The organism is uncultured Halopseudomonas sp. (genome assembly GCF_963977355.1).
In the GTDB taxonomy this organism is placed as follows: domain Bacteria; phylum Pseudomonadota; class Gammaproteobacteria; order Pseudomonadales; family Pseudomonadaceae; genus Halopseudomonas.
Map to the genome: position 1 here is coordinate 12,087 of NZ_CAXBOV010000020.1, position 23,304 is coordinate 35,390.

The 23,304-nt window shown below is 58.8% G+C and carries 17 protein-coding genes and 1 pseudogene; 7 read left to right on the top strand and 11 right to left on the bottom strand.

Going from position 1 to position 23,304, the window contains the following annotated elements:
- The first annotated feature begins 65 nt into the window (after window positions 1-65).
- Window positions 66-1,100 (top strand): UDP-glucose 4-epimerase GalE, encoded by a 1,035-nt coding sequence (galE, locus tag AAC076_RS12075; RefSeq protein ID WP_339845966.1) that lies wholly within the window; start codon window positions 66-68, stop codon window positions 1,098-1,100.
- A gap of 78 nt (window positions 1,101-1,178) precedes the next feature.
- Here galE and AAC076_RS12080 read toward each other — a convergent pair whose 3' ends face one another.
- The 3 genes from AAC076_RS12080 to AAC076_RS12090 all read right to left on the bottom strand — a co-directional run bounded on the left by AAC076_RS12080 (window position 1,179) and on the right by AAC076_RS12090 (window position 6,346).
- A complete protein-coding gene (locus AAC076_RS12080) occupies window positions 1,179-2,174 on the bottom strand; it encodes a DUF2795 domain-containing protein (RefSeq protein WP_339845968.1) in 996 nt (331 codons plus the stop codon).
- Between the two features lie 700 nt (window positions 2,175-2,874).
- A complete protein-coding gene (gene glmS, locus AAC076_RS12085; protein WP_339845971.1) occupies window positions 2,875-4,719 on the bottom strand; it encodes a glutamine--fructose-6-phosphate transaminase (isomerizing) in 1,845 nt (614 codons plus the stop codon).
- 67 nt (window positions 4,720-4,786) lie between these two features.
- Window positions 4,787-6,346 carry a PAS domain-containing methyl-accepting chemotaxis protein gene (locus AAC076_RS12090; RefSeq protein ID WP_339845974.1) on the bottom strand — a complete coding sequence of 520 codons (1,560 nt, stop codon included), beginning with the start codon at window positions 6,344-6,346 and terminating at the stop codon, window positions 4,787-4,789.
- Between the two features lie 218 nt (window positions 6,347-6,564).
- Between AAC076_RS12090 and acnA the strand changes: the two genes are divergently transcribed.
- The gene (gene acnA, locus AAC076_RS12095; protein ID WP_339845976.1) at window positions 6,565-9,312 is read left to right on the top strand and encodes an aconitate hydratase AcnA; all 2,748 of its coding nucleotides are present in this window, start codon (window positions 6,565-6,567) and stop codon (window positions 9,310-9,312) included.
- Between the two features lie 360 nt (window positions 9,313-9,672).
- On the opposite strand, the gene AAC076_RS12100 is transcribed toward acnA, so the two are convergent.
- Both AAC076_RS12100 and AAC076_RS12105 read right to left on the bottom strand, forming a co-directional pair.
- Window positions 9,673-11,286: an SMP-30/gluconolactonase/LRE family protein gene (locus tag AAC076_RS12100; protein WP_339845978.1), complete on the bottom strand. Its 1,614-nt coding sequence runs from the start codon at window positions 11,284-11,286 to the stop codon at window positions 9,673-9,675.
- A gap of 116 nt (window positions 11,287-11,402) precedes the next feature.
- A complete protein-coding gene (locus AAC076_RS12105; RefSeq protein ID WP_339845980.1) occupies window positions 11,403-13,238 on the bottom strand; it encodes an ABC transporter ATP-binding protein in 1,836 nt (611 codons plus the stop codon).
- 186 nt (window positions 13,239-13,424) lie between these two features.
- Here AAC076_RS12105 and AAC076_RS12110 point away from each other — a divergent pair.
- A pseudogene (locus tag AAC076_RS12110) lies at window positions 13,425-13,714 on the top strand (GIY-YIG nuclease family protein).
- A gap of 347 nt (window positions 13,715-14,061) precedes the next feature.
- Here the strand turns inward: AAC076_RS12110 and AAC076_RS12115 are convergent.
- Together AAC076_RS12115 and AAC076_RS12120 are read right to left on the bottom strand one after the other, a co-directional pair.
- Entirely contained in the window at window positions 14,062-14,736 is a 675-nt protein-coding gene (locus AAC076_RS12115) for an SGNH/GDSL hydrolase family protein (protein WP_339845983.1), read from the bottom strand.
- 198 nt (window positions 14,737-14,934) lie between these two features.
- Window positions 14,935-16,287: a 3-deoxy-7-phosphoheptulonate synthase class II gene (locus AAC076_RS12120; RefSeq protein WP_339845985.1), complete on the bottom strand. Its 1,353-nt coding sequence runs from the start codon at window positions 16,285-16,287 to the stop codon at window positions 14,935-14,937.
- Window positions 16,288-16,432: 145 nt separating this feature from the next.
- Here AAC076_RS12120 and AAC076_RS12125 point away from each other — a divergent pair, with 145 nt between their 5' ends.
- A complete protein-coding gene (locus AAC076_RS12125; RefSeq protein WP_339845987.1) occupies window positions 16,433-17,230 on the top strand; it encodes a spermidine synthase in 798 nt (265 codons plus the stop codon).
- A 12-nt stretch (window positions 17,231-17,242) separates the two neighbouring features.
- Here AAC076_RS12125 and AAC076_RS12130 read toward each other — a convergent pair whose 3' ends face one another.
- The gene (locus AAC076_RS12130; protein WP_339845989.1) at window positions 17,243-18,085 is read right to left on the bottom strand and encodes a sulfurtransferase; all 843 of its coding nucleotides are present in this window, start codon (window positions 18,083-18,085) and stop codon (window positions 17,243-17,245) included.
- Window positions 18,086-18,182: 97 nt separating this feature from the next.
- Here AAC076_RS12130 and AAC076_RS12135 point away from each other — a divergent pair, with 97 nt between their 5' ends.
- Both AAC076_RS12135 and AAC076_RS12140 read left to right on the top strand, forming a co-directional pair.
- Window positions 18,183-19,367: a CaiB/BaiF CoA-transferase family protein gene (locus AAC076_RS12135; protein ID WP_339845990.1), complete on the top strand. Its 1,185-nt coding sequence runs from the start codon at window positions 18,183-18,185 to the stop codon at window positions 19,365-19,367.
- A gap of 66 nt (window positions 19,368-19,433) precedes the next feature.
- A complete protein-coding gene (locus AAC076_RS12140; RefSeq protein WP_339845991.1) occupies window positions 19,434-20,576 on the top strand; it encodes a DUF5610 domain-containing protein in 1,143 nt (380 codons plus the stop codon).
- A 26-nt stretch (window positions 20,577-20,602) separates the two neighbouring features.
- Here the strand turns inward: AAC076_RS12140 and AAC076_RS12145 are convergent, their stop codons facing one another.
- Window positions 20,603-21,091: a SprT family zinc-dependent metalloprotease gene (locus AAC076_RS12145; protein WP_339845994.1), complete on the bottom strand. Its 489-nt coding sequence runs from the start codon at window positions 21,089-21,091 to the stop codon at window positions 20,603-20,605.
- A 101-nt stretch (window positions 21,092-21,192) separates the two neighbouring features.
- Here AAC076_RS12145 and AAC076_RS12150 point away from each other — a divergent pair, with 101 nt between their 5' ends.
- Window positions 21,193-22,491, top strand: coding sequence for an MgtC/SapB family protein (locus tag AAC076_RS12150; RefSeq protein WP_339845996.1), 1,299 nt, complete (start codon window positions 21,193-21,195; stop codon window positions 22,489-22,491).
- On the opposite strand, the gene AAC076_RS12155 is transcribed toward AAC076_RS12150, so the two are convergent.
- Both AAC076_RS12155 and AAC076_RS12160 read right to left on the bottom strand, forming a co-directional pair.
- Window positions 22,492-22,959, bottom strand: a complete 468-nt coding sequence (locus tag AAC076_RS12155) for an NAD(P)H-dependent oxidoreductase (RefSeq protein ID WP_339845998.1) — start codon at window positions 22,957-22,959, stop codon at window positions 22,492-22,494.
- Between the two features lie 40 nt (window positions 22,960-22,999).
- Window positions 23,000-23,287: a hypothetical protein gene (locus AAC076_RS12160; RefSeq protein WP_339845999.1), complete on the bottom strand. Its 288-nt coding sequence runs from the start codon at window positions 23,285-23,287 to the stop codon at window positions 23,000-23,002.
- Window positions 23,288-23,304: the final 17 nt, after the last annotated feature.

Consider the following 23,304-nt stretch of genomic DNA (forward strand, 5'->3'; position numbering starts at 1 on the left):
TTTGGGTGACTCGATAGTCCACAGCCCATTATACTCTTCGGTACATGCACTCAGGAAAGCCGACCATGCCAGGAACGCAACAGACCATTCTCGTTACCGGCGGTGCCGGATATATCGGTACGCACACCTGCATCAAGTTGCTCGAGGCAGGATATCAGGTGGTGGTGCTGGATAACTTCAGCAACAGTTCCCCCGAGGCTCTGCGCCGGGTGGAGGAAATCACCGGGCAGCGGGTTGCGTATCTTGAGGGTGATATCAATGACGCCGAGTTGCTGGACGAGGTTTTTGCTGGTCAGGCCATTGATGCGGTAATCCACTTTGCCGGTCTCAAGGCGGTGGGCGAGTCGGTGGCTCAGCCTATGCGCTATTACCGCAATAATGTCAGTGGTACCGTGGTGTTGTGCGAGGCCATGCAGCGGGCCGGAGTGAGGAACATCGTGTTCAGCTCCTCGGCCACGGTATACGGCGATCCTGCAAGCCTGCCCATTAACGAGGATTTCCCGACCAGCGCGACCAATCCCTATGGCCGCTCCAAGTTGATGATTGAGGAGATGCTCGGTGATCTGCACGTATCCGATCCTGAGTGGAATATCGCGCTGTTGCGCTACTTCAACCCGGTGGGCGCGCACCCCAGTGGCAAGATTGGCGAAGACCCGTCCGACATTCCCAATAACCTTATGCCTTATATCGCCCAGGTGGCGGTAGGTAGACGCGAGCATCTTAGCGTGTTTGGCGGTGATTATCCGACCCATGATGGCACTGGCGTACGGGATTACATTCATGTGCAGGATCTGGCCCAAGGTCACCTTCAGGCTCTGCGCTGGCTGGAAAGCAAGCCTGGCATCAAGGCGTTCAATCTGGGTACCGGAATCGGGTACTCGGTGCTGGATATGGTCAAGGCGTTCGAAAAGGCCTGCGGACGGGAGCTGCCCTACAAGATCGTTGCTCGCAGGCCGGGCGATGTGGCCAGCTGCTATGCCGACCCAGCCTTGGCGGCAAACGAGCTGGACTGGCACGCTGGGCTGGGTCTGGAAGCGATGTGCGCGGATGCGTGGCACTGGCAGTCCAGCAATCCCCAGGGCTATGGCTCCGAGGACTGACGTTACCGGACATTGTTGTTCCCGCCTTCGCGGGAATGACGGGTGCGAAGGCGAGAGTGACTAATTAGAACCAAAGAGTCAGTTGACCTTTCCGACCGCTTTCTGCACGTCTGACATGGTCTGATACTGGCGGCTGGGGAACTGCTTCAGCACGTCGATGACCCCATTGGCAGCGTGGTTGTTCTTTGCCTGTTTGATCAGCCCGGGCTTGTCAGTAGGTAGATCCACGCCCTTCAGTGCCTTGGCTATGCCCGCTGATGAAGCCGCATCTGCCGCTGCTTTGCCACCGCGTATTCCGCCTTTGCTTAAATCGCCCTCTGGCTCGTTGCCTTCAACCCGCATTTGGGGCTCGGCGAACTTGCCTTTCTCCAGGGCATCTGTCGGCCATTCTCTTCTTTTCAGGCCAAGCGTTCTGAACAGGTCGGCTTTGCCAGCAATGTCTATTTCTTCTTCCTTAAGGTCCTTGTGCGCACCTATCAACAGAAGCTGGGCGCTTTCGTAGTCGAGCAGCCGCGAGTCGTCGATATCGATCCAGCGCTTGTCAGCAAATTTATCCTGGAGAGTCTTTGGGTAGTTCGGTTCGGAGTCCGGGAACCCGGGTACATCAACTGCTGGATTGCGTACCGAAATGATATAGCTTGCCTCCGCCAGAATACCCAGCTCGGCTTGAGCCTTGCCTGGGGGGCTCGGGTTGGAAAGCAGGTAGGCGAGACGAGTACTGTCGTTACGTTCGAATATCGCGTAGCGACCTTCCCCGACAGGAATAGCCTCACCCTGTTCTCGCTCACCCCTGGTTTTGGTCTGGTATTCCAGCGGCACCAGCGCGTTGCCGATATCTTTGGGGGAGCCGGTCTTGTAGTTCATCATCCACTCGCGCGCTGTGGATGATGATTGGCCTTGCATGATTTCGGGCAGCTGTTTTTTGCCCACTACAAATAGCCGGGCGGTGTCTTCGTAGTCCGCTACGAGCACCAGATGCAGGCGCTGCACATCATCAATACCCTGGATCTCCTGCGCATCGATCCTGGGTCTGTAGAAAAAATAAATATCGCCTTTCTCAACGTAGGTCGTCATCGTCTTGCCTCAGCTGTAAACGGTGCCAATAGCGTGTCTTCTACGTTTATGACTACGGTCGGGCCAGGAAATTCCGGGAAGCTTGGGCTAGTGTCTGGCGTTTTATTACCTTATGAGACCTCGGGGATATTCCAGGCGCTTTGGCTGATTTTCTTCGATAGCATCTCGGCTGGAGACAGGGGCAGAGAATCCGGTGCTCAGTAACAGCAAGGCCGCAACAGAGTAACGTACAAAGCGACGACTCCTCCGGGCGGCGCGTTTAAACACCGTAGGTCGTCGACTAGGGCGAGGCGGGTTAGCAGGCCGTGCGTTGAAGGTGCGCTGAACCTGGTAGTTGGAGTCAAGGGTGCTGTCCGAGGACCATAGGGTACTGATTGAATGGGGCACTGGAAGCGTTGCAGAATTCCTGGAAACAGACTGGCCGTTGACGGTGAGGGTGACGTTCATGGTGATTGGACCTCGATAAAATCGGGCCGGTATGGCCTTTGACGAGGGCACTGTGAACCCGCTGTTGTTAAGGCGCGGTTAAACGTATGAGGATTATTTTCAGGCAGGGGAGAGTGCGGTTTTAACTGGTTTTAGGGGCTGCGTATGGTGCGCTTGGGTTCCCGCCTTCGCGGGAACGACGAAGAAGAAGGCGGGAATGACGGAGGAGGAACCGGGAATGCCGTAGGGTGAACCGTGAGTGATGAGGAGGGCTTTACTCCACCGTCACTGATTTCGCCAGGTTTCGCGGTTTGTCCACATCGGTGCCTTTGACCAGGGCCACGTGGTAGCTGAGCAGCTGCAGCGGGATGGTGTAGAGGATCGGGGAAATGCAGTCTTCCACCCAGGGCAGGCTGATGATTTCGTGATTGTTGTCTTCGCTCTGGTCGACAGTTTCGCAGGCGAAGGTAATGAGCTGACCACCTCGGGCGCTGACTTCTTCCAGGTTGGACTTGAGCTTTTCCAGCAGGGCGTCACTGGGTGCGACGCTGACCACCGGCATATCCTCATCCACCAGCGCGAGTGGGCCGTGCTTGAGTTCGCCGGCGGCGTAGGCTTCGGCGTGAATGTAGGAGATTTCCTTGAGCTTGAGCGCGCCTTCCATGGCGATCGGATAGTGTGTGCCTCGTCCGAGGAAAAGCGCGTGATGCTTGCTGGCGAAGCGCTCGGCCAGGGTGGTAATGCGCGCTTCCAGGTTAAGTGCTTGCTCGATGATGGCTGGCAATTTTTTCATTGCGGCGACGTTCTTGGCTATTCTTTCCGGGCTTTTGCCGCGTACCTGTGCAAGAGCTGTGGTCAGCCAGAGTAGCGCTACCAGTTGCGTGGTGAAGGCCTTTGTGGAGGCGACACCGATTTCCGGGCCGGCGTGGGTAAGCAACCGCCAATCAGCCTCGCGCACCAGGGAGCTGCCAGCGACGTTGCATATGGCCAGGGTGGCGAGGTAGCCCTGATCCTTGGCAAAGCGCAGGGCGGCAAGGGTATCGGCGGTCTCACCGGACTGGGAGATAGTTATCAGCAAAGTATTTTTTGGCACAACGACAGTGCGGTAGCGATATTCACTGGCTACTTCCACGCTGCAGGGCATGCCCGCCTGTTCCTCGATCCAGTAACGTGCGACGAGGCCGGCGTGATAGCTGGTACCGCAGGCGACGATATGGATGTTTTCGATATTCGGCAACTGGGTTTCGGCATCGGGCCCAAGTATGGCGGTGAGTACGTGATCGTCAGCTAGAATGCCGCTGAGGGTGTCGCTGATCGCCTGGGGCTGTTCGTAGATTTCCTTGAGCATGAAGTGGCGATATTCGCCTTTTTCCATGCTGAACGCGGCGTGTTCGTAGCGTTTTACCACGCGCTCTACTGGCTCGTCGTTCCGGTCCCAAACCTCGCAGGTGTTGTTGTTCAGGCGTGCGTAGTCGCCTTCTTCCAGATAACGGAAGCGATCGGTGACCTGCAGAAGTGCGAGGGGATCGGAGGCGATATAGTGCTCGCCACTACCCTCACCAATGACTAGGGGGCTGCCCATGCGGGCGCAGTAGAGCGTGTGCGGCTGATCCTGGTGGATCAGTGCCAAGGCGTAAGCGCCATGCAGTTCTTTCAGCGCGGTACGAAAGGCGCCTAGCAGATCACCGGTTTCGCTGAAGTGGTGTGCGATCAGATGGGCGACGACTTCGGTATCGGTCTCGGAGACAAATTCGTAGCCCAGCTCGATTAGCTTTTTGCGCAGTGGGCCATGGTTTTCGATGATGCCGTTGTGCACGACGGCCAGGCGTCCAGAGATATGCGGATGTGCGTTGCGTTCAGCGGGTTTGCCGTGGGTTGCCCAGCGGGTATGTGCAATGCCCAGGTGGCCCTCGGCTGGCGTAGCGGCCAGTGCGTTCTCCAGTTCTACGACCTTGCCAACGGCGCGTACTCGCAGCATCTCGCTCTGCTTGTCGCTGCCGTTGTCAGTAAGAACCGCCACACCGGCGGAATCATAGCCGCGGTACTCGAGCCGACGCAGCCCCTCCATCAAAATGGGAGTGATGTTGCGCTGAGCGATGGCGCCGACGATTCCGCACATGGTGATTTCCCTTGATCTGAATGCAAAGCAGGGAGTTTATCACCGCGGCGCGCTTATGGAAGTGCCATCATCGCTTGCTGAATCGCTCCACCAGGGCTGTCTGACCCTCCGCAGTTCGGCTTAGCTCGTTGCTCAGGTGTGCACTGCGCTGGGCCTGGGTGGCGTTAGTGTCCGACAGACTGGCGATATTGGTGACGTTACGGTTGATCTCCTCGGCCACGGAGCTTTGCTCTTCGGCCGCGCTGGCAATCTGATCGGTCATGTCATTGATGCGTTCGATGGCTTCACGAATGCCATCGAGGGCCTCATCGGCTTCGATGACCTGGGCAACCCCGTGATCGGCCTGCTCATGTCCTGCGCGCATGGCGTCAACTGCGCGTTTGGCTGCGGTTTGCAGGTTTTCAATGAGACCGTGGATCTGTTCAGTGGAGGTCGCGGTGCGGCTGGCGAGGGCGCGCACTTCATCTGCGACCACAGCAAACCCGCGGCCCTGTTCGCCGGCCCGGGCGGCTTCGATGGCAGCGTTGAGTGCCAGCAGGTTGGTCTGCTCGGCGATGCCCTTAATCACATCGACAACCTTGCCGATTTCCTGGGTATCGCTGGCCAGTTGTGAGGAGACGCTGGCAGCCGAGTTGACGGACTGGGACAGAATCTCGATCGCTTCCCGAGTTTTGGCCACTACCGCTTTGCCGACCCCGGCCAGGCGGTTTGCATCACGCGTCGCGTCTGCTGTGCGCTGGGCATTGCTGGAGACTTCCTGTGTTGCAGAGGCCATCTCGTTGACGGCGGTAGCGACCATTTCGGTTTCGGTACGTTGCTGATTGATGCCGTCATGACTCTTGTGTGCCAACTCGCTGGCTTCGCGCGCTTGAGTTCCCAGGTGGGTGGCGTTATCCAATACCCGTGTCAGGCAGGTTTGCAGGCTTGCCTGTTGGCTGTGCAGGGCCATTTCCAAGCGACCTAGGGCGCCCTTATAGGGCGTATACATGACGGCCAGCAGCGGATCGGTAATACTGTTGTCGGCCACCTTGAGAATGCGTTGCAGGTGTTGGTCATGCCGGGCGCGCAAGGCAAAACCGACTGGTATAGCAATGGCAGTGGCGACGACGATGCCCCAGCCGCCAAACATCAATCCCGCACCGCCGGCGGCTGCGGCGAAGGCGACCACTGGGATGATATCCGCTGCCATGCCACTGAAATCCGGCGTGGTGGCGCTCTTGCCCTTATTCAAACGACGGTAAAGAGCCTCGGCACGTAAGACCTGGTTTGCCGTGGTCTTGACGCGCACGGATTCATAGCCGACTGCTTTGCCGTTTTCCCAAATAGGTGTGACGAAGGCGTTGACCCAGTAGTGGTCGCCATTTTTGCAGCGGTTCTTGACGATGCCCATCCAGCTCCGGCCCGCACTCAAATCAGCCCACATGTGGGCAAATACAGCGGAGGGCGTATCCGGGTGTCGCACCATATTGTGCGGGCTACCGATCAGCTCGGCATGTTCAAATCCGCTGACCGCCACAAAGGCTTCGTTGCAGTAGGTGATTTTGCCCTTGAGATCGGTAGTGGAGATCAATCTCTGTTGAGCATTGAAGGTTTTTTCCCGCTGAGTGACCGGTTGATTGTTGCGCATGGTAGGCCTGTCCTGAAACGAGCTGATGCCCTCTACGGGCTTATTGTGTCTATGCTTGTAGATATACAGGTGTATATCGACGTGAGCAGCGCTTTCTTTAAAAGATAGGTGCAATCAGTGCTTGTCAGGTTTGCGTCCCTCACGTCGGGCATCTAGGGTAGAAGCATAGCAAAGATAGCCGCCGGCACCGTGCCGGCGAGCTCAACGGAGGTCATGTAATGTCTGAAGCCAAAAGCCCGGGTAACAGTTTGAAAACCCGCGACACTTTGAAGGTGGGCGATACCACCTACCAATACCATTCGCTGCCAAAGGCGGCGGAGCAGCTCGGGGATCTGACCCGGTTGCCGGTGTCGTTGAAGGTGCTGCTGGAAAACCTGCTACGCCATGAAGATGGCGTCACGGTTACCCCCGATGACATCCAGGCCGTGGCCGACTGGCTGAAGACCCGTAGTTCTGACCGAGAGATTCAGTATCGGCCGGCGCGGGTTTTGATGCAGGACTTCACCGGTGTGCCTGCCGTCGTGGACTTGGCCGCCATGCGCGATGCAGTGGCACGAGCCGGCGGCGATCCCCAGCGTATCAATCCGCTTTCGCCGGTGGATCTGGTTATCGACCACTCGGTGATGGTCGACCATTTTGCCGATGACCAGGCCTTTGAGGACAACGTCGAGATTGAGATGCAGCGTAATGGCGAGCGTTATGAGTTCCTGCGTTGGGGCCAGAAGGCGTTCGACAATTTTCGTGTGGTCCCGCCGGGTACCGGTATCTGCCACCAGGTGAACCTGGAGTATCTGGGCCAGAGCGTATGGTCCAGCGAGGTAGACGGAGAGCAATGGGCTTATCCCGATACCCTGGTAGGCACCGACTCGCATACCACGATGATCAACGGTCTGGGTGTGCTGGGCTGGGGTGTGGGGGGCATTGAGGCTGAGGCCGCTATGCTTGGCCAGCCAGTGTCGATGCTGATTCCTGAGGTGGTGGGCTTCAAGCTCAGCGGCAAGATGCGCGAGGGTATGACCGCGACCGATCTGGTTCTGACTGTAACCCAGATGCTGCGCGCTCAGGGTGTGGTCGGCAAGTTTGTCGAGTTCTATGGTGATGGCCTGGCCGATCTGTCCCTGGCCGACCGGGCGACCATTGCCAACATGGCGCCGGAATATGGCGCGACCTGTGGCTTCTTCCCGATTGATGATGAAACCATTCGCTACCTGCGTCTGACGGGCCGTCCGGATGATGTTGTCGCCCGCGTAGAGGCCTATGCCAAGGTCCAGGGCATGTGGCGCGAGCCGGGTGCGGAGCCTGAGTTTACTGCCAGCCTGGAGCTGGACATGAACACTGTCGAGCCAAGCCTGGCTGGACCACGTCGACCACAGGATCGCGTGGCGTTGGGTGACGTGCATGCGGCGTTCGATACTCTGATGGATCTGGTACTCAAGCCTGCCGACGAGGCCCAGTCACGCCTGGAAACCGAAGGCGGTGGTGGTGTTGCAGTGGGTGGACCGAGCAGCGGTGCGACCATCACCATTGATGGCGAAGATCACGAGATCAGCCATGGCGCGGTGGTGATTGCGGCTATCACTTCCTGCACCAATACATCGAACCCCAGCGTAATGATGGCCGCGGGTCTGCTGGCCAAAAAGGCCGTAGAGCGTGGTGTGATGCGCAAGCCATGGGTCAAGTCGTCGCTGGCGCCGGGCTCAAAGGTGGTGACCGACTACCTGGAAAAGGCCGGCCTGACCGAATCACTCGATGCGCTGGGTTTCAATCTGGTGGGATATGGCTGCACCACCTGTATTGGTAACTCCGGACCCTTGCCACCGGAAGTTGCGCTGGCGGTGACCGAGCATGACCTGGTGGTATCAGCGGTACTATCGGGCAATCGTAACTTTGAAGGTCGCGTGCATCCGCAGGTGAAGGCCAACTGGCTTGCGTCGCCGCCGCTGGTTGTGGCTTATGCGCTGGCAGGCAACACGCGCATGAATCTGCTGGAGGAGCCGCTGGGCCTGGACAAGGATAACAAACCTGTCTACCTGAAAGACCTGTGGCCGACCAATGCCGAAATTGCCGAGGCGGTGGCAATGGTCGAGGATTCGATGTACCGCGAGCGCTATGCGGACGTATTCAGCGGCGACAAGCACTGGCAGTCGATCAAGGTAGCCGAAGGGGCGACTTATAATTGGGTGGGCGAGTCCACCTATGTGAAGAACCCACCGTATTTCGAGCAGATCGATCAACCGCTCCAGCCACTCAAGCCGGTTAATCAGGCTAGCGTGTTGGCGGTATTCGGTGACTCGATCACCACTGATCACATTTCGCCCGCCGGTAATATCAAGGGTAGTTCGCCCGCAGGTCGCTATCTGCAGGAGCTGGGTGTGGAGCCCGAGGATTTCAACTCCTACGGCTCACGCCGCGGCAATCACGAAGTGATGATGCGCGGCACCTTCGCCAATATCCGTATTCGCAACCGCATGCTGGGCGGCGAAGAAGGCGGGGAGACTATCCACGTGCCCAGTGGCGAGCGCATGGCCATTTACGATGCGGCAATGCGTTACCAGCAGGACAACACGCCGCTGGTGGTCTTTGCCGGCAAGGAATACGGCACTGGCTCCAGCCGCGATTGGGCAGCCAAAGGCACCAATCTACTGGGCGTAAAGGCGGTGATCGCGGAGAGCTTCGAACGCATCCACCGCTCGAATCTGGTCGGCATGGGCGTGTTGCCACTGCAGTTCAAGGACGGGCAGAGTATCGGTTCGCTGGGCCTCGATGGGCATGAAACCGTCGACATTCAGGGTATCAACGACGACCTGAAGCCCGGACAGACCCTGAAGATGGTTGCCACGAAAAAGGGCGGCGAGAAGGTCGAGTTTGACGTGCTATGTCGGATCGATACGCGCAACGAAATCGACTACTTCAAGGCCGGGGGTATTTTGCACTTTGTGCTGCGTGAGTTGATCGCGGAGGGCTGATAAGCCAAAGGCTCCTGCTAACGCGGGAGCCTTGATTCATGCGCAGTGTTGCGGGCATTCTCGTTACTCCCTTGCATTCCCGCACCCACCTGCCATTTTCGCACTCCTTCGCAAGCCCATGGCTCTAAAACTCTAGTCATGCCCGCACCTCACCCCGTCATGCCCGCACCTAATCCCGTCATTCCCGCGAACGCGGGAATCCATGCGATGTATCGTCCCCCCGCCCCAACTTGTGCATCTGCGACGCTGGTCGGGGTTTAGGTTCTTTGTGCACGTCATAGAAACCGCTTGGATCCCCGCATTCGCGAGGATGACGTTTGGGGAGGGTGCAGTGTGGAGCTGCGGGAATCCATGCGGGTTTCAGTCCTCAACTGCGATCCGGTACAACCCGTTATTTATATCCGATGTAAAAAACAACGTTCCATCCGCAGCTATCTCAACCCCGGTTGGTACGCCGCTGGGCGGCATGCCTGGGCCGGCGGGGAAGCCGATGGGTAGATTGGTTGCCAGTACGGTTTGTTCGCCGCTTTCCGGGTTGAGCTTGATTAGGCGTTTGGCCGCCGTTTCGGCAATAACAAAGCTTCCATCTGCCGCCTGGGCGAGTCCTTCGGGCATTTTCAGGTCTTTGGCCAGGCGGGTGATTGCGCCGCTTTGTGGATCAACACGGGTCAGGAAACCGCCGGCTTCAGTCAGGTAGATCTGCCCGTCCTGGCCGCGAATCATCTGCACCGGGCCGTACAGATCCTTGGCCAATATTCGCTTGGTCTTCAGGTCATCGCCGGAGAGATGCACGAGCGTGCCGCTGCCCATTTCGCTGACCACAATACTGCCGTCATCCATTTCCACTGCGTCGGACGGGGCATTGAGGCCGTGGACCATGGCGAGGGTACTATTGTCTGCGAGGTCAATCAGCTGCAGGGTGCCGGTGGAGAAACTGGTGAGCAGCAGTTGGTCGTTGCCAATGTTAACGGCTACGGGGTATTCGGCGTCGGAGCCGTGGGCACGTCGCAGGTCGGTGACGCTGCCGTCGGCGGTATTGACCGAGCGGAAGGCGAATATATCGGCAACATAAAGTGTCTTGCCGTCCTCAGATAGCGCAGTGCCGGCAGGTACAGCAAGCTTGCCGCCGGTGATCAGCGTTACTTCGCCGGTCTCCGGATTGATCTGCTGGATGGAGTTGTCCGCCATGTTGGAGACGTAGATGGTGTCTTGAGCATCTATTGCCAGGTTGTCCAGGGCGGTGCTGAGTTGCGCGACCATCTCGGAATTCCCAGTCGCGGTATCCACCCGCATGAGCTTGCCGGTGAGAGTATCGACGGCATAGAGGTTGCCCTTGGAGTCGAAATTGACCGCGGCTGGCGTGCCGAATCCATCAGCGACAGTTTCCATGGTTCCGTCAGCGGGGTTGATTTTGGCGATCACACCCTTGAACCACAGCGGACCGTATAGCCAGCCGTCGTTGCCAACCTCGAAGCCGTTGAATCCGCCCATATCCTTGTTGATCAACCGCGGCTCGAATTCACCCTTGGGGTCGATTTCCCAGAGGGCATCGCCGAGGAATACCTGGCTGGCATAGAGCTGTCCGGTTTTCTGATTGAAGGCGATGGAGTTTATGCCGGGCAAGCCCTCAGCCAGGACCCGGGTCGGAGCCTGATCATTTTCCCGGTACATGATCTTGCCGAGATAGAAGCCGGTCCAGGCCATTTCCCCGTTGGGGCCGATGGCGATGTCATCGGCCTGGCCCTCGTCTGGGCCAACAAGAACGCTGGCTTTGCCGGTTTCCCTGTCTACCTGGTAAATGCTGTTGCCGACCACGCTACCGGCCAGCAGGCGACCCTGCTGGTCAACGGCCAGACCGTGCACGCCCTTGAACTCAGAGGGTGCGACGAGTGCTTCAGGGGTCGAGTAGGTAGCGGCGAGGGCACTGGCAGAGATAAGACTGGCCAACAGAGTGGCGGGAAAGAGAGCTTTCATTGGGCGTCCTTGTTTTTAGTGTAATTGCTCTATATTAGACGGGATTTTGCAGTTGGGTGAGTTTTATGGGCGCAGTTGATAATAGGGGATAGGGCGGGGATCCAGGCGGAGCTGGGTCAGTCCACATCCTCGCCCAGAAACCCTCCCGACTGCCGCGCCCACAGCTGTGCATACAGCCCACCACGCTCCAGTAGCTCGCTGTGGGTGCCATCCTCTATCACGCGTCCCTGGTCCATCACTATCAGCCGGTCCATCGCTGCAATGGTGGAGAGACGGTGGGCTATGGCTATGACGGTCTTGCCCTGCATCAATGTGTTCAAGCTTTCCTGAATCGCAGCTTCGACTTCGGAGTCGAGCGCCGACGTCGCCTCGTCGAGGATCAGAATCGGTGCGTCCTTGAGCATAACGCGGGCAATGGCGATACGCTGGCGCTGGCCGCCGGACAGTTTGACGCCGCGTTCACCCACATGGGCATCGAATCCGCTACGGCCCTTGGCATCTTCCAGATCACCAATGAAATGCTCGGCCTTGGCCTGTTCAGCCGCCTTTAGCAGCATGGCTTCATCGGCATCAGGGCGCCCGTACAGAATGTTGTCGCGTACCGAGCGATGAAGCAGGGAGGTATCCTGAGTGACCATGCCGATATGCTGGCGCAGTGAGTCCTGGGTGATGGCCGATATGTTCTGGCCATCGATCAGAATCTTGCCGCCCTCCACGTCGTAGAACCGCAGCAGCAGATTGACCAGCGTCGACTTGCCTGCACCGGAACGGCCTACCAGCCCGATCTTCTCACCGGCGCGGATACGCATGTCCAGATCCTCGAACACACCCTGATCCTTGCCGTAATGAAAGCGCACATGGTCGAAGTGGATTTCGCCCTTGTCGACCAGGAGCGCCGGTGCGTTGGGGGCATCGTTTACTACTTGCGGGCGGGATATCGAGTTGATGCCGTCCTGAACGGTACCGATGTTCTCGAACAGGGCCGAAAGCTCCCACATGATCCACTGGGACATCCCCCACAGACGTAGTACCAACCCGGTGGAGACGGCAACGGCGCCGATAGTGGCGGCTTCGTTGATCCACAGCCAGATGGCCAGGGCGGTGACGCTGACCAGCAGCAGACCATTGAGCATATACAGCAGACTGTTTACCCAGGTGACCAGGCGCATCTGCCGATAAACGGTATGCATGAAATCGCCCATGCCTTCCCGCGCGTAGGTGGCTTCGCGGCGGGAGTGGGAGAAGAGCTTGACTGTCTGGATGTTGGTGTAGCTGTCGACGATCCGACCGGTCATCACCGAGCGGGCATCGGCCTGCTGTTCGGCGACCTTGCCCATCAGCGGGATGAAGTAACGCATCAGCAGAATGTAGCCGAGCAGCCAGGCAATCATCGGCAGCGTCAGGCGCCAGTCTGCGATACCAACGACCACCAGGGTTCCCAGGAAGTAGATAACCACATAGTTGAGCACGTCGATCAGCTTGATCACGCACTCGCGCACGGCCAGAGCGGTCTGCATCAACTTGGTAGCGATGCGCCCGGCGAACTCGTCCTGGTAGAAAGCCATCGACTGCTTGAGCAGGTAACGGTGGACCAGCCAGCGGATGCGCATCGGGTAGTTGCCCATCAGCGTCTGATGGCTGACCAGTGAGTTGGCGAGAATCATGATCGGCAGCAGGACCAGCACCAGGGCGGCCATGCCGGCAAGCTCCCAGCCCTGGTCCTGCAGCAGAGTTGCGCGGTCCTGCACGGATAACCAGTCGACGATATTGCCGAGGAAGCTGAATAGCCAGACTTCGGTAGCGGCAATGGCGGCCATTAGCAGCGCAGCGATGGTCAGATACGTCCAGGTACCGCGGGTGAAGTACAGGCAGAACGCAAGCAGTGTGCGCGGTGGTTCCTGGGGCTCTTCCGGGGGGAAGGGGTCGAGTCTTTTTTCGAACCAGCGGAACATGGGGGCAGCCTGTGCGTGTTTAGCAAGGGCGGCATTATGCGGGCTCGGGTAGGCCCTGCTCAAGGGTACAGATGTGACCGGCTATGCCCGGACTGTACTCATTTCCCTCGGTTATGTGAGGTGATTCCGGGATTGAGTGCGATGGTTGAGGTAGGGTTTACGGACGGGAACAGGGAGGTTGGGGATATGAAACAGCCGGCGGTTTATACGATGGCTTCGGGGGTGCAGGGCACGCTGTATATCGGCGTGACATCGGATCTGGTCCAGCGTGTCTGGCAGCATCGCGAAGAGTGGTCGCAGGCTTTACTGAGCGCTACGGGGTGAAGCACCTCGTCTGGTACGAACTGCATGCTTCGATGGAGGAGGCCATAAAGCGGGAGAAGGCGCTAAAGAAATGGCAGCGAGGCTGGAAGGTGCAGTTAATTGAAAATGATAATCTGGCTTGGCGGGATCTTTGGGAAGAGATATGCCAGTAGTAGACGCCGCTTGGATCCCCGCGTTCGCGGGGATGACGTTTTCCTCGCGCACCGTCATCTCCGCAACACGTTTACCACATACCCCGTCATTCCCGCGCATGCGGGAATCCATGCGGAGCAGTAGTGACGCATTGGGTATTGATGGCCAGGCTCTTCTGCCCGGGGGATGAGGTTTTGAATTGGGGTTTTGTCGGGTACTAGAGACCGCTTGGATCCCCGCTTTCGCGAGGATGACGCTTCCTACTCACCCGTCATTCCCGCGAACGCGGGAATCCAAGCGGTTTTGAGACATACATAGTGGTAAGGAAGCACTCCTTGCTTCACCAAACCACCAGTATTCAATTGCCTTACAACGCTCGCTTGATCAGATCAGCCAGTACCCGCGAGCCTTCGGCGGTGGGGTGGATGCCGTCGTTGAGGATGTAGCGGGCTTCGTTGCCATCGAAGGCTGGGCGGACGTCGATGAAGGTGATGCCAAGGCCAGGGTAGGTGGCGGCTTTACGGTTCATGCTGTAGGTGTTTATTTCACGCAGGTTGGCGGCGTTGCCAGTCGCGTTGTAATAGCCGAGGAAGATGATGTTCTCGACACCGTCGGCGCGCATTTGCTGTGCCAGTTGGGCGATGCGGTCTTCCAGATCGTTGAGCAGGGGCATGCAGCGGCTCAGTGATGGAGCGCAGCTGTTGAGCTGGATGTCGTTTCCGCCGCCGTTGAAGATGACGGTCTTGATGCCGCGCTTGTCTGCATTGGCATACTGGGCAGGGATCGCGTAGCGACGGCTACACAGAAAGTTGCCGCCGAGCATCTGGCAGCCGGAGCGGGCGCTGGTCTTAATGGGCTTGTCCAGGTCGTCCTCAAGGAAGCGGTGGATGTCGCCAGACAGGGCGAAGACCGAGTCACCGACAATCAGGGTGTCGGCCGTGGCGACTGGGGCCGGGTTGAAGGCTTGTGCGGTGCCGAAGCACAGCAAAGAAATCAGTACGACGGAAAGGCTCTGGCGAGCCGTACGAAATAGCGCAGTCATGGGAAATCCTTTTGTACCTGTTGTGGGAGAGCCATAATGCTGGAATGGCTCGCAAAGGATACGACTATGGATTTTGTGGTAAAGCACCCAAACAGGTGATCCGGCCAAACAGGAGGGGACGCCTGACCGCGAAGCAGTAAGCACGGGACCCACCCTTTCGCGGCAGAGCCGCGCTCCCTGCCGGAGGTGGAGGGGGGGTTAGCGGCGCGCTTTCTTCAGTGTTTCTGCGATCATGAAAGCCAGTTCCAGGGACTGATCGGCGTTCAGTCTCGGGTCGCAGTGGGTGTGGTAGCGGTCGGACAGACCGGCTTCGGTAACCGGTGTGGCGCCGCCTATGCATTCGGTGACGTTCTGGCCGGTCATTTCGATGTGAATGCCACCCGCCCAGGTGCCCTCTGCCTTGTGGACAGCAAAGAACTGCTCCACCTCGGCAAGAATCGAGGCAAAGTCGCGGGTCTTGTAGCCGCTTGAAGCTTTGATGGTGTTGCCGTGCATGGGATCCGAGCTCCACAGCACCTGTTTGCCCTCACGCTCGATGGCGCGTACCAGTGCAGGCATATGGGCTTCTACCTTGTCGGCGCCCATGCGCACGATCAGGTTAAGGCGGCCCGGGTCATTTTCCGGGTTGAGAACGTCGATCAGGCGCAGGAGCTTGTCGGGATCAGTGCTGGGCCCGGTCTTGACGCCAATCGGGTTGTTGATGCCGCGCATGAACTCGACGTGGGCGCCGTCCAGCTGGCGGGTGCGATCGCCGATCCAGAGCATGTGGGCGGAGCAGTCGTACCAGTCGCCGGTGAGACTGTCGCGGCGGGTGAAGGCCTGTTCGTAGTTCAGTAGTAGTGCTTCGTGGGCGGTGAAAAAAGCGGTCTCGCGCAGTTGCGCGCTGTGCTCCAGATTGAAGCCGCAGGCGCGCATGAAGCCGAGACTTTCGTCGATGCGTTCGGCCATGTGCTCGAAGCGTTCGCTGTTGGCGGAGCTGGCGATAAAATCCAGGTTCCACTGGTGCACCTTGTCCAGGCTCGCAAAGCCACCCTGGGCGAAGGCGCGCAGCAGGTTCAGGGTGGCTGTGGACTGGTGATAGGCCATCAACAGGCGCTGGGGGTCGGGGGCCCGACCGGTGGACTCGAAGCCGATGCTGTTGATGATGTCACCACGGTAGGCGGGCAGGGTGATATCGCCCTGGACTTCATCGTTGGCCGAGCGCGGTTTGGCGAACTGTCCGGCCATACGGCCCACTTTTACCACCGGGCAACTGGCGGCGAAGGTCATCACCACGGCCATCTGCAGCAGTACCTTGAAGGTGTCGCGGATTTTTGGCGCGGAGAATTCGGCAAAGCTTTCGGCGCAATCGCCGCCCTGCAGCAGAAAGGCGCGACCCTGGGTGACTTCAGCAAACTGCTTGCGCAATTCCCGTGCTTCACCGGCAAACACCAGCGGAGGATAGCCGGCCAGGGTCTGCTCGACCTGGGCGAGTGCTTGCACATCGGCATACACGGGTTGCTGAATAATGGGTTTGCTGCGCCAGCTCTCAGGGGTCCAGTTTGCGGTCATGGGGTCTCTGCTGTGGGGTATTGAGTGTAAGTCACGAGCTGCGATGGTAACCTGAGACATGCCATTCAGACACCCTATACCTTTGATTAAGCGGCTTTATCGGCGTCTCGGCGCCTGGTTTTCCGTGGCCCCGGGAGGGCGCGCAATGTCACGCCTCGACGTTCTGGACGACACCCAGCCTGAACAGCTTCTGGCCGAGATCCGTGATGATTTCGGCAGCCTGCGTTTAACCGAGGCGGGGGCTTATCGCTTTCTGTATTTTGGCGAGCAGACCGAACAGAGCTGCACCTTTACCGCTGATCCGGCCTGGCTGGAATACGATTACACCCGTGCTATGTTGCTGGCGCTGTTCTGGAAAACCCGGCCGCCGCAAGTGACGCTGCTGGGACTGGGCGGCGGTAGCCTGACCAATTGTGTGCTGACACATTTTGAACCGGACCATGTCACGGCGGTGGAATTGCGGCCCGCAGTAGTCGACGCGGGCTACCGTTGGCTGGGACTGAGCCAGGATTCGCGTCTTTCCATCAAGATTGGTTGTGCTGAGCAATACATCAGTGAGTCTCCGGCCAGTTGCGATCTACTCTTTGTCGACCTCTACATGGAGGGCGGTATTTCTCGTTTGCAGTTGCAGGCCGATTTCTTTTCCCGCTGCCACAAGGCGCTCAAGCCCGGCGGTGTTCTGGTCATCAACCAGTGGCAATTGGGCAACTCCGGCCAGCCCTATGCCGGTCGCATGCTGCAGCGACTGTTTGGTGACCGTTATCTGCAGATACCCGTGGAGGAAGGCAATATTCTCCTGCTGGTTCCGGAGTCGGGTGAACTGTCCCTGGAAAAAACCTTGATGCACGACTGGGCTGATGACCTTGAGCCGCAGCTGGGGTATTCGCTGCGGCCATACATCAAGGACCTGCGCCGGGCAGCGGACGGCCCGGCATTCGATTAAGGCAAATGTGGTTCATTCACCTGTGGCTACCGGTCTGTTCGGGTCGGTAATCCAATGGCTCCAGGAGCCGGCATACAGCCTGGGCTCCGCAAGGCCCGCTTCTACTGCCGCCAGAACGTTATGGCAGGCAGTGACGCCGGAGCCGCAGTAACTGACCAGCTCGGTATCGGCCTCTAGCCAGGGCTCGAAGCGCTTGCGCAACTGGACACTATCCAGCCAGGTGCCATTGGTATTCACGTTGGCTGCACAGGGCAGGTTGGCGGCGCCGGGAATGTGGCCCGCCACCGGGTCCATTGGCTCTGCCTCACCGGTAAAGCGAGCCGGTCCGCGGGCATCCAGCAGTTGTAATGCGGGATCATCCTGTCGATGCTGGATTTCGTCGGCATCAATGAGCTTGCTGTTGTCCGCTCTCGCAACGAAATTGCCCTCGGCCACCGGCCGCGGTGTTTCCTGGGTGGTTGGCAGGTTCGCGGCCTGCCAGGCCTTGAGGCCGCCATCAAGAATTTGTACTTGTTCGTGCCCCAGCCAGCGAAGCAGCCACCATAGTCTCGAAGCAAACAGACCCGGGCCATCGTCGTAGGCAATCACCAGGGTGTCCTGATTGATTCCAGCCCGGCGCAGCAAAGCTGCCAGTTGCTCCGGGTCAGGTAACGGGTGCCGTCCGGTTTCGCCGGGGACGACTGGGGAGGAGAGGTCTTCATCCAGGTGCAGGTAACGCGCCCCGGGTATATGGGCTGCGGCAAACTCGCTCCGGCCCTGGTCAGGCTGCTCCAGGGAGAAACGCACGTCGAAGACGCGCACTCTGGGATCTTCCAGCCGCTGGGCGAGGCTGTGCACATCGATACGCTGGGTCATGGGATTACTCCGAGAAATGGCTGTTTACACGCTACAAGCAGGACGGGGTAAGCTACAAGTGACAAATTGTCTCCAAAAACAATAAACAGGAGCTGCCATGTCAGGCCCCCTTGCATCCCTGAAAATTCTTGATTTTTCCACCTTGCTGCCAGGCCCATTCGCCTCTTTGCTCCTAGCGGACATGGGCGCCGAAGTGCTGCGGGTGGAGTCCCCTGACCGGGTGGATCTCACCCGTGTCTTGCCGCCCCATGTAGATGGCACTTCCGCGAGTCACGCCTATTTGAACCGCAACAAGGATTCCATCGGCCTTAACCTCAAGACGCCGGAAGCCTTGGACGTGGTGCGCCGGCTGGTACGGGAATACGACATTGTGATCGAGCAATTTCGCCCGGGGGTGATGGACAAGCTTGGGGTCGGTTATGCGGCACTCAGGGAAATCAACCCACAGCTCATTTACGTCTCGGTGACCGGTTATGGCCAGACTGGGCCCTATCGCGATCGCGCTGGTCACGATATCAATTACCTGGCCCTTTCCGGGTTGGCCAGTTACACCGGCCGGCGCGCCAGTGGCCCGGTGCCGTTGGGTATGCAAGTGGCCGACGTCGCCGGGGGCTCAATGCATGCGGTAGCGGGTTTGCTGGCCGCAGTGATACACCGGCAGCAGACCGGGGAAGGTCAGCATGTGGATATCAGCATGACCGACTGTGTATTCAGCCTTAATGCGATGGCCGGTGCCGCCTGCCTTGCTGCGGATCAGGAGCCGGGGCTGGAGTCAACTATGCTCAACGGCGGCAGTTTCTATGATTATTACCAGACCCGCGATGGTCGGTGGATGGCGGTGGGTAGCCTGGAGCCACAGTTCATGCAGCAGCTTTGTGAGCTGCTGGGCTGCCCCGAGCTTGTTGCCATGGGGCTTTCGCCGTTGCCTCAGGACCGCGAGCGGGTCAAACAGGCATTGCAGGACGCCTTTGTACGGGAGGATCTTACCCATTGGCAGGCGCGTTTCGCCGCGATTGATGCCTGTGTGGAGCCGGTACTGAACCTGAGTGAAGCCGCTGATCATCCGCAGTTGCGCGCCCGTGGGTTGGTGCAGTCTGTGCCTTTGCCCGATGGAGACCGTACCCAGCGGCAGATTGCCTGTCCCATTGTATTTGGCAGTGGTATTGATGCTCCTCGGCACATCGGCAAACAGGTGGGTGAGGACACCATGCGTGTTTTGCGTGAACTGGGACTGAGTGTGGAGGAGATAGAGGGCCTGCGTGCCGCCGGGGCACTGGGATAATGCGACGAGCGGTCATGCAGTAAAGATGCTTCGGGCCGATACAGTGGTCAACTGGAGGTGTACCCAATGAGCCAATCCAATTCGATTACCCCTGGTGGCGTGCGCCAGAACGCGCCACTTCAGGGCAATACAGCACGTCAGTTCGACGGTCAACAGACCCTGGCCAACCGGCTTGCCGAGCAGATGGGCCTCAAGCCTGGCAGTCTGGCTGGCAACGCGGACAACTTTTCGCCAGGCAAGGTAGCGGAGCGAGTGCTCGGCTTCATTGGCGGGCGGCTGGAAAGTGCCAAGGCCGACGGTCAAGACACCAGTAAACTGCAAGCCATGTATGACCAGGCCGCCAAGGGAGTCGAGAAGGGCTTCGAGGAGGCGCGTAAGATTCTCGATGGCATGGGCGTGCTCAAGGGCAAGGTCGCTTCAGATATCGATGAGACCTGGCAACGTATTCAGACCGGTATGGCGAACATTGCCGAACAACTGCTGCCCGTTTCAGAACAGGGCGGGCGCGGCGAGGGTGTATCTCTCGCGGCCAGTACTAGTCGCTTTTCTGCCCAGGCCCAGACATTCGATCTGGAAGTGCGGACGCGCGATGGTGACCTGTTGCGCATCAGCATTGCCCAGGCATCGGCCAGCCGTGCTGACAGCCAGGTGACTGCACTCAGCGGCGAGCAGGGCAGTCAGGTGAGCCTTGGTAGGCAGAGCAGTCAGTTGCAGGTTAGTGGCTGGCAGGTTGAGGTGCAGGGTGATCTTAACGACGCCGAGCGCGAGTCATTGGAGGATCTGCTTGGTCAGGTGCAGGATCTGGCGGGCGCTTTTTATGCCGGAGACAGGCAAGGTGCGTTCGATCGCGCCCTGGCGCTGAACCTGGACGGCAGTCAACTGGCCTCAATGTCACTTAATCTGACCCAGACCAGCGTGCGCCAGGTAAGTGAAACCTATGGTCGGGTATCGGGTCAGGGTGCTCCGGCAAGTGCGGCGAATAACGATCTGCGCGAATACGCCGAGGGGCTGGTCGAGGCGCTGCTCACGGCTAATGAGCTCGCCGAGTCGGGTAATCAGTTACTACGCGAGTTGCTGGATGGTGGGTTTGCCATGGATGAGCGTTTTGATCAACCGCGCCTGGAAAAAGCAATGGATCTTAACCAGCGTTTGCTCGAGGGATTGCAGGCTCTGAAGCCAGCAACGGAGTCCCAGGCAGAACCTGAGTAACCTCTAAAAATAACCGCGGATTATCTTTATTCTGCGCCTTGGCGGCCTGTGAAATGCAACATGTTGCCGCAGAGCCGGCACTGGTAACGGCGTCCCCGCTTGACCAGTGCGTGCCGCTGGGGCGTGAAGGGGATATGCGCGGGACAACCGCAGCGGTACAGATAGCGGGTCCCGCGTCGGCGTTGCACCGGATAGTCGTGGCAACGGGTGGCCGGCAGTTTGAATAGATCGGTCATGACCGCCTGCCATTCCCTGCCGTGGGGTCGGATGCGTGCACCGAACACCTCATGGGCGATCAGATGTGCAGCCTCGTGAGGCACTGTCTGCTGCAGAAAATCCTCACTGTGATCACGATACATCTGGGCATTGAAGCGCAGTAAATTGCGTCCCAGGTAAGCCACTCCGGCTTTTTGCCCACGCAGGTCAAGATCCACCCGCGGACGCTCGAAAGGGCGCTCGAAGCGCTCCTCTGCCAGCCGGTAACATTCCTCTAGACGTGCCATGAGCTTATCCATGTGCGCAGTATAATCGCCGTGGCGGCAATGCAGAAGCAGCGGTGGCGGGCAACCACTGTGCTATGTTCAAGACAACGACTTAAATGTAGGAAAGTGTGTCGATGATGGAATACGCAGGTGAGATACCCGGGCTTCTGGTAGCCCTGGCGGTCGGGCTGATTATAGGCTTCGAGCGTGGCTGGCAGGTTCAAAATGTTGATGGCGCAGGTCGTACTGAAAACACTGGCCGTTCAGACGCCAATGATGAGATGTCCGCAACGGGCATCAGGACCTTTGCCTTGCTTGGTCTGCTGGGTGGCGTTGCAGGCAAGCTTGCCAGTGTCACTTCGGTCTGGATTCTGGCTGCTGTACTGGTAGGTGTCGCGGCCATGTTGGTGGTGGCTTATTTGCAAACGGTTCGTGTTACCAACGATATAGGTGCCACCACGGAAGTTGCAGCCCTGCTGACCTGCGCACTGGGGGCGATGGCGGTACTGGGCATGCAGCTGGAGGCAGTCATGGCGGCTGTCGGCACTGCGGTGCTGCTGGGCTTCAAGCGTGAGATTCATGGTGCGTTGCAGAGTCTGTCCAGGCATGAGCTGACGGCTTCCCTGCAGCTGCTGGTTATCATGCTCGTTGTGCTTCCGCTCTTGCCAAATGAGGCGATGGGCCCCTGGGACAGCCTCAATCCGAGGGTAATTGGTTGGCTGGTACTGTTGGTCGCTGGTATTGGCTTTGTGGGCTATTTTGCGGTGCGGATACTGGGCGATAAGGTGGGTTTGACCCTGACGGCCTTTCTTGGCGGCCTGACCTCAAGTACAGCCCTGACGCTGAGTTTTTCGCGGATGTCCGCTACCAATACCCGTCGCCAGGCACTGCTGGGCGCGGGTATCGCCCTGGCTTGTGGCACCATGGCGCCCCGTGTGCTGGCTGAGGTGGCGGTGGTCAATCGTGATTTGTTGATGCCCCTGCTGCCTGGAATGGTCTTGCTGGGGATCATTCCGCTGGCGGCCATGGGCGTCGTCCTTTGGCGATTCAAGGGGGGCGAGGTCGAACATAAGCCGGCCATGAGTAATCCGCTGGAAATCAAGTCGGCGCTACTGATCACAGGGGCGCTGGCGTTGGTCTTCGTATTGTCGAATGCGGCACAGTCGTGGTTTGGCGACAAGGGTATCTATGCGCTGGCGGTCCTGTCCGGCATTGCTGATGTGGATGCGATCACCGTGGCCTTGGCAAACCAGGCGAAGGATGGGCTCTCCGATACTGTTGCTGCCCGCGGCATTTTGCTGGCTGCCGTGACCAACACCCTGGTCAAGGCAGCCATTGTTCTGTTCGTCGGGGGGTGGTCGCTGGCGCGTTGGGCCAGCAGCATTCTGGTACTGGCAGTTGTTGCGGGGGCTACCGGCTGGATATGGATCTGATCAGATAATGCCGGCGTCCAGGGCCGCTGCCATGAATTTGCCCAGCTCTTCGGTCTGTTCCAGAAACGCGTCATCCCATTGCCCCTTGAGCACCACCGGCTCCTGAACCCAGGACCAGCGCAGGCCGGTGACTATCGACTGGATAGCGCGCCGGGTGCCGGTCCCGTCCTGGCCGGCCCGAATGAATGCCGCACAGGGCATACCTTGTTTCTCCTCGAGCACCGGGTAGTAGCAGCGATCAAAGAAATCCTTCAATGCTCCGCTCATGTAAGCCAGATTTTCCGGTGTACCGAGAATAATGGCTTGCGCCCCCAGGACATCGCTCGGCCTGGCTTCCAGCGGTGGCTTGTAAATCACTTCGACACTGTCTCCAGCGGCGTGTCGCGCACCGGTAATGACAGATTCAACTAGACGTCTTGTGTTATCAGAGGGCGCATGGGCGACGATAAGTAGTGTCTTGTCGGTCATACAATTCTCCTGTTGCTTTGGCTGCGTGTAGCTGCGGCGGTCAGCGGGAGCCCCATACCCGGGCCACGGCACGCTCGGTACCGAGCCAGGCTACTATCACAGCAAAAAGGCCAACAAGGCCGAATATACTTATTGGAAGCAGCACAGCCGGATCAGTTCCTTCGGGGAGAAATACAGCGAGGCCGGTCGCCAGGCCAAGGAACAGCAAGCCTGTAACCCAGAGTATCAGGCGGGCCTTGGGGGTGTAACGGTATGGCTTATCACCGTCCTCGAGCCGGTCGAGTAGGGGGGAAAACAGCTTTCTGGCGAGTGATGTTGGGGTCGACATTAATTGGTCCGGGTGCG

Coding starts and splice junctions, on each gene's coding strand:
- AAC076_RS12090 (WP_339845974.1), bottom strand. CDS start 6,346: ATGCGCAACAATCAACCGGTCACTCAGCGGGAAAAAACCTTCAATGCT.
- glmS (WP_339845971.1), bottom strand. CDS start 4,719: ATGTGCGGAATCGTCGGCGCCATCGCTCAGCGCAACATCACTCCCATT.
- AAC076_RS12100 (WP_339845978.1), bottom strand. CDS start 11,286: ATGAAAGCTCTCTTTCCCGCCACTCTGTTGGCCAGTCTTATCTCTGCC.
- AAC076_RS12105 (WP_339845980.1), bottom strand. CDS start 13,238: ATGTTCCGCTGGTTCGAAAAAAGACTCGACCCCTTCCCCCCGGAAGAG.
- galE (WP_339845966.1), top strand. CDS start 66: ATGCCAGGAACGCAACAGACCATTCTCGTTACCGGCGGTGCCGGATAT.
- AAC076_RS12155 (WP_339845998.1), bottom strand. CDS start 22,959: ATGACCGACAAGACACTACTTATCGTCGCCCATGCGCCCTCTGATAAC.
- AAC076_RS12130 (WP_339845989.1), bottom strand. CDS start 18,085: ATGACCCAGCGTATCGATGTGCACAGCCTCGCCCAGCGGCTGGAAGAT.
- AAC076_RS12080 (WP_339845968.1), bottom strand. CDS start 2,174: ATGACGACCTACGTTGAGAAAGGCGATATTTATTTTTTCTACAGACCC.
- AAC076_RS12125 (WP_339845987.1), top strand. CDS start 16,433: ATGTCACGCCTCGACGTTCTGGACGACACCCAGCCTGAACAGCTTCTG.
- AAC076_RS12115 (WP_339845983.1), bottom strand. CDS start 14,736: ATGACTGCGCTATTTCGTACGGCTCGCCAGAGCCTTTCCGTCGTACTG.
- AAC076_RS12150 (WP_339845996.1), top strand. CDS start 21,193: ATGATGGAATACGCAGGTGAGATACCCGGGCTTCTGGTAGCCCTGGCG.
- AAC076_RS12140 (WP_339845991.1), top strand. CDS start 19,434: ATGAGCCAATCCAATTCGATTACCCCTGGTGGCGTGCGCCAGAACGCG.
- AAC076_RS12160 (WP_339845999.1), bottom strand. CDS start 23,287: ATGTCGACCCCAACATCACTCGCCAGAAAGCTGTTTTCCCCCCTACTC.
- AAC076_RS12120 (WP_339845985.1), bottom strand. CDS start 16,287: ATGACCGCAAACTGGACCCCTGAGAGCTGGCGCAGCAAACCCATTATT.
- AAC076_RS12135 (WP_339845990.1), top strand. CDS start 18,183: ATGTCAGGCCCCCTTGCATCCCTGAAAATTCTTGATTTTTCCACCTTG.
- AAC076_RS12145 (WP_339845994.1), bottom strand. CDS start 21,091: ATGGATAAGCTCATGGCACGTCTAGAGGAATGTTACCGGCTGGCAGAG.
- acnA (WP_339845976.1), top strand. CDS start 6,565: ATGTCTGAAGCCAAAAGCCCGGGTAACAGTTTGAAAACCCGCGACACT.